The organism is Cupriavidus sp. UYPR2.512, assembly GCF_000379565.1.
Lineage (GTDB): Bacteria > Pseudomonadota > Gammaproteobacteria > Burkholderiales > Burkholderiaceae > Cupriavidus.
The window spans coordinates 1-7230 of record NZ_KB902901.1 but is presented as its reverse complement, the minus strand read 5'-3'; the positions used below and the strand labels follow the sequence as shown (position 1 = coordinate 7230).

General features: G+C 59.1%; 7 protein-coding genes and 1 pseudogene. 7 read left to right on the top strand and 1 reads right to left on the bottom strand.

Annotation, left to right across the window (positions count from 1 at the left end; genetic code table 11):
- Positions 1-785 precede the first annotated feature (785 nt).
- From A3A5_RS0109785 to A3A5_RS0109750, 7 genes are all read left to right on the top strand, one after another.
- Entirely contained in the window at positions 786-1538 is a 753-nt protein-coding gene (locus tag A3A5_RS0109785; protein WP_157637173.1) for a hypothetical protein, read from the top strand.
- A gap of 47 nt (positions 1539-1585) precedes the next feature.
- A complete protein-coding gene (locus A3A5_RS0109780; protein WP_018310407.1) occupies positions 1586-2809 on the top strand; it encodes a hypothetical protein in 1224 nt (407 codons plus the stop codon).
- A gap of 351 nt (positions 2810-3160) precedes the next feature.
- On the top strand, positions 3161-3862 hold the full coding sequence (locus A3A5_RS43135; RefSeq protein ID WP_157637172.1) for a hypothetical protein: 702 nt from the start codon (positions 3161-3163) through the stop codon (positions 3860-3862).
- A gap of 700 nt (positions 3863-4562) precedes the next feature.
- Positions 4563-4898 (top strand): hypothetical protein, encoded by a 336-nt coding sequence (locus A3A5_RS0109770; protein ID WP_157637171.1) that lies wholly within the window; start codon positions 4563-4565, stop codon positions 4896-4898.
- 53 nt (positions 4899-4951) lie between these two features.
- Positions 4952-5164: a hypothetical protein gene (locus tag A3A5_RS43130; protein WP_157637170.1), complete on the top strand. Its 213-nt coding sequence runs from the start codon at positions 4952-4954 to the stop codon at positions 5162-5164.
- A 131-nt stretch (positions 5165-5295) separates the two neighbouring features.
- A complete protein-coding gene (locus tag A3A5_RS38085; RefSeq protein WP_157637169.1) occupies positions 5296-5679 on the top strand; it encodes a hypothetical protein in 384 nt (127 codons plus the stop codon).
- Between the two features lie 749 nt (positions 5680-6428).
- Positions 6429-6905, top strand: a complete 477-nt coding sequence (locus tag A3A5_RS0109750; RefSeq protein ID WP_018310401.1) for a hypothetical protein — start codon at positions 6429-6431, stop codon at positions 6903-6905.
- A 100-nt stretch (positions 6906-7005) separates the two neighbouring features.
- Here A3A5_RS0109750 and A3A5_RS44595 read toward each other — a convergent pair.
- Positions 7006-7230 (bottom strand): annotated as a pseudogene (locus A3A5_RS44595) (hypothetical protein); the annotation flags it as partial.

Sequence of the window (7230 nt, the reverse complement as noted above, 5' to 3'; positions counted from 1 at the left end):
CATGCCCATACGCAAGTTGCCGAGCATGAAGGAGATCAGTGTCGGCAGGGTGAGCTTGCGCTGCCGGGTGAAGGCGGCCGGATGCTCTGGATGACGGGCAAGATCGTGAAAGACCTTGGTGTGCAGATATTGGGCAAGTGCAGCGAACAAATCGGACAGGGGCATGAGAGCCAAGCGAAGATCGAGAAGCGATCCTCTATTGGCCGCCGCCCTGCTTGCGCTAAACATCCAGCGCAAGCAGGGCGGCGGCCCCTCGAACCTCGTCACCTGTCAAGCGTTCCCGGCGCCAATTGCGATTTTATTTGGCGGCTTATCTTGGGTGGATTGGACGGGCCACTCCCCTCGGCGATCAACTCGGCGTGTGTCGCTGCGCCTTACCACGTGTCGCTTACCGTGGCCAAAGTGTCCTAAGAAACGCGCCAAGGAAAAGCAAGGAGCCCGACATGCTCGACTCTGAACAGTGGCGTTCGCTCGTGATCGCTGGCAGTCAAACGCTGTGTCCTGCGTGCCGGTCGACCAATCTAACGATTGGCGCATGTGCGATAGGCAGCATGACGGTCCACCAGGAGTATGTGTGCGAAGATTGCCAGCACGAGTTCACGGCACTCTTCGCTCTCACGGGTTGCTACGAAGGCCACACGGAACAGTAAGGAAAAGCAACTTCCCTCCCTGACGATCGCGCAGGCACTGCGACTCGCGACGTGACGCTGGAGAGCCAACGAGAATGCCATCGGGTTTCGGGCTGGACGAAGCGACTGCCGGCCTGTATGTCGAAAGATAGGACGATGCACGCGTCGTTCAGGGGACGTTACCGCGATTTTCCAGAAATGAGGCAGATCAAGATGACCGGAAAGTTCGAAAATGCCATGGGGGTGGCCCTATCGCTCTATCAAGAGCTTGTTGCTGCATGGCGATCTACCGCGCCCGACCTGCCTGCACAGCTTGCTCAGCCACTGCTTACGCGCGCGACACGAACCGTGTACTTGGAGGACAGTTGGGGGCCAGCGGTACCTTACTTCCCAATACACCATGAGGATGGGTCGAAGAATCACGGCTATTCCAATGTCAAAGCCGAGCTTAACCTCATTGATCTCTTACCGGAAGTCCATGAATATCCGGAGCTTGCCAACTTTCTTAAGACCATCAATGCTGCCGGGTCCCCGATTGAGAGTCTCGGTTGCGAGAAGTTGCTCCAGGAGACTGAAACCCCCACCAACGGGGTACGCGCCATTATGAGTTCTTACGTCGATGTGGCGTTCTCAGACCCGAGCAAGGTCAGTGATGCTAGCTACATCCTTTGGCTTGCGGCACTCATTCTTGCTGCGTCGGAAGGGTGCGAGCAGTGGTGGGCATCGATGGAACTCGGCGTGCTACGTCTGAGGTCGTTCTTAGGAGTAACGAAGCCATACGGCTTACTCATTCGTGTCTCTTGCGCGGGGCGAACAGCCGCTGAAGCGCGAGATGGGTGGGCGGCTACCCTTCAAGTCGTCGCAAGCGTGGCAAAATTGCCGGCAGCGGCGAAGCTACCGGGAGAATAGGAAAAGCAATTGAAAGATCGAATTCACGTCTTGCGTCTATCAGCAGCATGCTGAAGATCCTGCTCCAAGCTCTGTCCAAAGACGGACCCGTGCGGGGTTTCGCGCTTGCCCATGTGCTGTTCCGGGCGTGGGCGCGACGCACCTATGACCAGCACACTCTTGGCATACTGCGGCTGGCACACGGCGGGATGCTGGCGGTGGGCGCGTTCGCCGTTGTGTGGGCGCTGTGGCCAGCGACCACGCTTACGGGCAACAGTGCCGCGCTGCGCATCCTCACCGGCTCGCTCGGCGCAGCGGCCGCGTTCACAGGCGGCACCTGGTTCCTGATGCCGGCACTGCACCGCGCGACGCTACTCGGCGAGGTAATGGCGGCCGCCTTATACGGCAGCCTGCTTGCCGTGCTGGCGTGGCTGAGTTGGGACAAGGCGTCATCGCCCGCCCTGTCTGATCCAGCACGCTTTGCATCGATAGCCTTCATCTGCGGTGCCGTGCTGATGGCCTTTGCGCATCCGCTGTCCCTATTCATCCGGCATCGGGTTATGCGGATGTATGCGAACCACTACGCTTTTGAAACCCCGTATCATCAACTGATCGCTGCCCGACCGGCACGGGCGATCTGGCGCCCGGTAGCGATCCACGAAGCGGGGCATGCGCTAATGTACGCGCTCGGGTCACTCGTGCCAGAGGACGCTATCGCCTACATCGATCGCGATACGCTCTCGCCCAGTGCCGGTGCCGTGTCGCTGCCGCGTGTCCAGGGGGTGGAGCTGACCATGGCCCTGTACGACTGGAAGCTGCACACCCTGCTAGCCGGGATGGCGGCCGAAAAGCTTTTTACCGGCACCTACGGGCTGGGCGCAGGCGGTGACCTGCAGAATTGGGCTGAGCTCGCAGGCGGCTACCTCCTATTGCGCGAGGACGTGGCGTATTTCCCCGAGCCGGCCAACGACCTGGAGCTGGCCGCCAACAAGCGCGAGCTGGTCGTCCTCAAACGGCGCCAGCTGCGTGCTGTGAGCCGCTACTTGCAAGTAAATCGCCACATCGTGGCGCGCATCGCAGACTGCTTGGAGGAAGTGGATTGTCTGGATCATGCGCAGCTGGCCAACTTGCTGGGGGACGTCGTCCGCACCGGTAACCTTCCCACGCCGGAGTGGCCCACCCGCTTTGACGGTACCCCGATGACCCGGCGCGATCAACCATGCCGCGGCCCGGAAATGCACGACAGGAGCCGGCATGAAGGGAAAGAGCATTTTTTCGCTATCCGACGCTGAGCGCGTTCGCGAAGTCCTGCGAAGCTTTCGCATGGCGGACCGTGACGAACAGAAGAACGCGATCGCCTGCGCATAAATGTCGGCTTCTATATCTCCGACTTCGCCAGCTCGAACGCCGGTTTCACAGAGGTCGACTTCGACAGCTTGGTGGAGCGAGGGACAATCAAATTGGGCTAGTAGTCGAATTTCACGATCGAGCAGAATGGCGGTCCCAGCGATCGCAAATATACATTCCAGCCATCTCGGCATTTGTAGCGCTGCTAGGTGCGGGTGCCGCGTGGGCCGCGGGCGACCGTAGACACGCGGCGAAGTGACGAACCTTCCGCGTTGCGAAAGCAAATTGCGCTAGTCGTGTCTTCCTGGGCGTACCCCCCGAAAGGCGGCGTTGAAGTCCTGCAGCCTGGGTACGAGCTCCCGGATGCGATCCAGTCCGATCTCTCGACGCAAGGCATTCTTGAGGACGTCGAAGGCTTTTTCTTGCCATCTCAGGAGAAGGTCTATTTGTTGGTGGATAACGTGCGTTGCAGTGTTGACCGACCTCTGCGCGTTCTGTTTCATGAGGTCTATGGACATCGAGGCCTTCGTGCACTGCTTGGCCCCACTGCGAGAGCCAAGACGTTGTATCGTCTACAACGCGCGAACCCCAAGCTCGCACAAGAGGCACTAGCCTGGTACGCCTCTCATGGCGAGTCGGATATCAAGCATCGCATTCGCAAGGGTGCAACCGAATCCGACGCCCGACGGGAGGTCACCCTCATGGCGATTGAAGAGGCCCTTGCAGATCGCGCGGCGCAACTCCCGAAGGTCAGCCCGGCACTGCGTCGGCGGGCAATCCGTCAATGGCGCCTTCGCATGAGCGGGAATGATGCGCTAGCTGATCGGATGGAAGAAATTTGGGAAGCCGAAACTTTCATGTTACTTGCCGAGGCTCGTTCCATTACAGTCGCAGGCCTGCGCCGGAAAACAAGAGCTGGGCCTGGCAGACGACCTTCGCTGCGCAACGAAGCGGCTCTTCCGCACCTACGAACCGGTGCCACCGCGCCGTCGCACTGACTCAATGGAAAAGAACCTATGACTATCGTCTCAAACGGAACGTTTGAAGCAGCCGAAGTAATGCCTTGGGAACCTGTGAAGCCCCCTGTGGTGGTCGACAGCTGGGCGGAATATTGTCGCGGATCGACATCTGCCAGACGGCACCCGACAGCAAATGGTCGAAGGGGAATGTGGCTGATGGAACTGTAATCGACAACGCGCAGGTTATCGGGGCTTTGGACGTTCCCGAAGCCGAGATCTCGGCAACCAAAATCACCTATATCTGTAGGACGGAAAAGGAGCGTACAAATGTCATACGTCCTGCTTTGGGTAGCGTTTGCCACGGCAGGTGTACTAGGCACAAAAGCACCATCAATCAGCCTTCAGGACTACGACAAGATCATGGCATGCGTGCCAAAGAGCTAACGATGGACCACGCAGCGAAATCCTGACAAAAAGCATTAAATCACCCAGGCAAACACCACACGAAGACGAAGATGGCCTACATCCACTTAGAATGCACTGTATGTGGCAAGTTTGGCATGATGGAGACCTATGACGACGGGCACTGGTCAGGCACCTTTGAGACGCCGCGCAAAGAAAGAACGGTCAAGCAACTCGTCCATGAGGATCATCGGGAAATTCACCCTGCAGGTCGGCAATCTACGTACGCAAAGGAAGGTGCCGTTTGTCCATGTGGACAAGGGTAACCAGAAAAGTTTTGGAAAAGAGCACCATGATGGATTGGCTTGCTGCCATTTTTCTGGAGCGTCCCCGACGGCTGTTGGAAGCGGGACTCCTGTTCGCTTATCTTGGTGGGCTGTGGTGCATGGCTGGCAGCGCCGGGGTCTTCGCTACGCGCGCGGTCGGACTGGTCCAACACACCGTTCGTGCGGCCGCGCCGTCGCAGCGTCTGGCGGACCTCTACCCCGGCTTGCCGACCTGGTGGGTGCCGGAGAGCTTGCTTGGTGCTATGCCAGCCATCGCCCTTGTATTAGTTGGTCTATGGCTTGCTGCCATAGGCCGTAGGCTGCTTCGCTTTCTTGGCGAAGACTGATCCTTCAACGGCGGTTAGAAGCTGATCCACCGTTCGTGTACCACGCAAGCATCATGAAAAAAGCGATGCTGACGGTTAGGCGCGCAGTCCCCGATGCAGGTCGCGATCGTCGAGTACAAGAAGCGTCCGGGCGGCGAGGAAAGGTGCTGGTGTCGCAATCAATTGAAGACACGTTCACCAACGCGATGCTGATCGCGGCAGCGCGCCGACTGGTGCCACAGGCCATAGGCAATGAAGTGACCCTCCCAGTCGGCGTTGATTTGTGAAGCCGACTGCTGGCGAGAACGGGGGACCCCGGACTTCGACTGCGCGAAGGAGGAGAAGCCACCAGCTGGTTCCCGGAATTACATGATTCCCTGGCGGCCCTACCGCCTGGTTGCATATGGACGCTGAGGGCGTGATCCTCGAAGATATCGGCCGCCCCGATTTCAACGCCTTCCATGAACGTGCCCTTCGCCGACGTTGGTATCGCGGCGCCCGCCCCGCTGCCCTGGCCGCTTTCGACCTACTGGTTCTACGCGGGCAGGATATCCGCGACTGGCCCTATGAAAAACGCAAAGCAGCGCTTCAGAAGCTACTGCAAGGCGTGACCGTTGGTCTACTTTACGTGAGCGCCGTGGAGGATGGAGAAGGTCTCTACCAGCACGTGCGCGCGCTTGGCATGGAAGGCATCGTGGCCAAACGTGCTGGAAGCCTTTACCGCGGGGGGCGTCGGACGACTGGCGTAAGATTAAGGTGCCTGGTTATCACCGTCTGGGCAAGTTCACGCGCGAGCCGTTGAACCATTTATAGTGTTGCGTCATGGCCAATTTGGGCGGTCTCGAAGCAGGCGCGCTGGCCTGGCATCGAGCAGCACGTCCAGGAACCGCTGCGCTGGGGCCGTGAGTATCAGGCTCCGGATTCGCCCCCCTGAATCAAGCAAGGGTCGCGCATCGTCGGTCGCGCCCTTTCACGGCTTGTAGTGCAAAGCCGGCGCCCCGCACAAGACCTATGGCGTTCGCCAGATCTGCTATAGTGCACACAGCCGTTCAATCGGCATGCATCGATCAAGTCTCCACCACCGCCTAGAAGCCAGCGATATAGCCCTGTTGAGCTCACCTAGTGCTGTCGGAAGTTCTAAGCCGTTCAGGCCTCTGACGCCCAACGCGTCCTACCAATTTCAGCCCTGCCCGATCAGTTCCCAGTCGCCGTGCGACTGAACCTGCGGATTCGCTCTGCGAAGCCCAACTCTCGCTTCTAGCCATTGGAGCGACGCCACTGCCATCGTGTGCCGCGCCGCGTGTTGGTAGAGGGGGGCGCCTTGGTTGCAGTTGCGTAGAAAGAGCGGCGCGACACCCCCGCCCCAGATAAACAAGCAAATCCCCTTACCCTCTCGCATTCAAAAGCGTTTGGGGGTCAACGCTCCTGCAGCAGTCAAGAGCAGCCCGGCACCTGGAAGCACCTAGCTGCCTGCCTGTTTTTCCTCGCCGTTCTCGGCATCGACTGTTAGCCATTAATTTTCAATCGCCCCTCGGGCATTCAGGAGCAATCATGCGCGCAATCATCATGTCTGTCGTTCTGTGCATCACCGCTAATCTCACCGGTTGCGCTGGCAACCTTTCTGGACTGGGGATGATCGATGCTCCGTCTTTCGACCGGATGCAAACGTACAACGCTCAGAACGTGCAGCACGGCGTTGTGATTCAGGTACGTGCAGTGAAAATCGGCGCGCAACCGGGCGCCGGCATTCAGGGGGCGATTGCCGGGGCGCCTATCGGTATCCTGGTCTCGCAACTCCTGCGCAACAAGAGCGTCGCAACCCAAATTGGGGTGGGCGCTGCCGTCACCACGGCAGGTGCTGCGATCGGCAATCTCGCGAGCTCGTCGCGGGGCCTGCAAGCGATCGTTCGACTGGACAACGGCAACGTCGTCTCTGTCGCTCAGCCGATGGAGCAAGGGAGTCCGATTGTCCCTGGCGACAAGGTGTTGTTGATTGGCAACGGCCGGATAGTCCTCGCTTCGTACTGAAACGCCGGCTCATAAATAGCAACTAGAAAAAGGGACCTCTCACGAGGGGTCCCCTTTTCCGGCTCGTCGGCGGAATCTGTGGGTGAAAGCGGATGTGCGGCTAGCCGAGTGAAGCCCGATTCAGGTACTGATAGAGCTTGCGACAGGTTGCATCAAAGGAATTTTGTGCGGACTCGGAGATAACTGGCCAGATGAGAGGGCCGCCGTCTTCCTCGATGAGCTTGTCCAGGAGGGTTGCCACAGGGAGGGTAAGGAGATCGGGATCTTCATGGCGTCGTCGGATCATTTCGCCACCGAGCATCCAGATGTGATCGCGGTGCCGAAG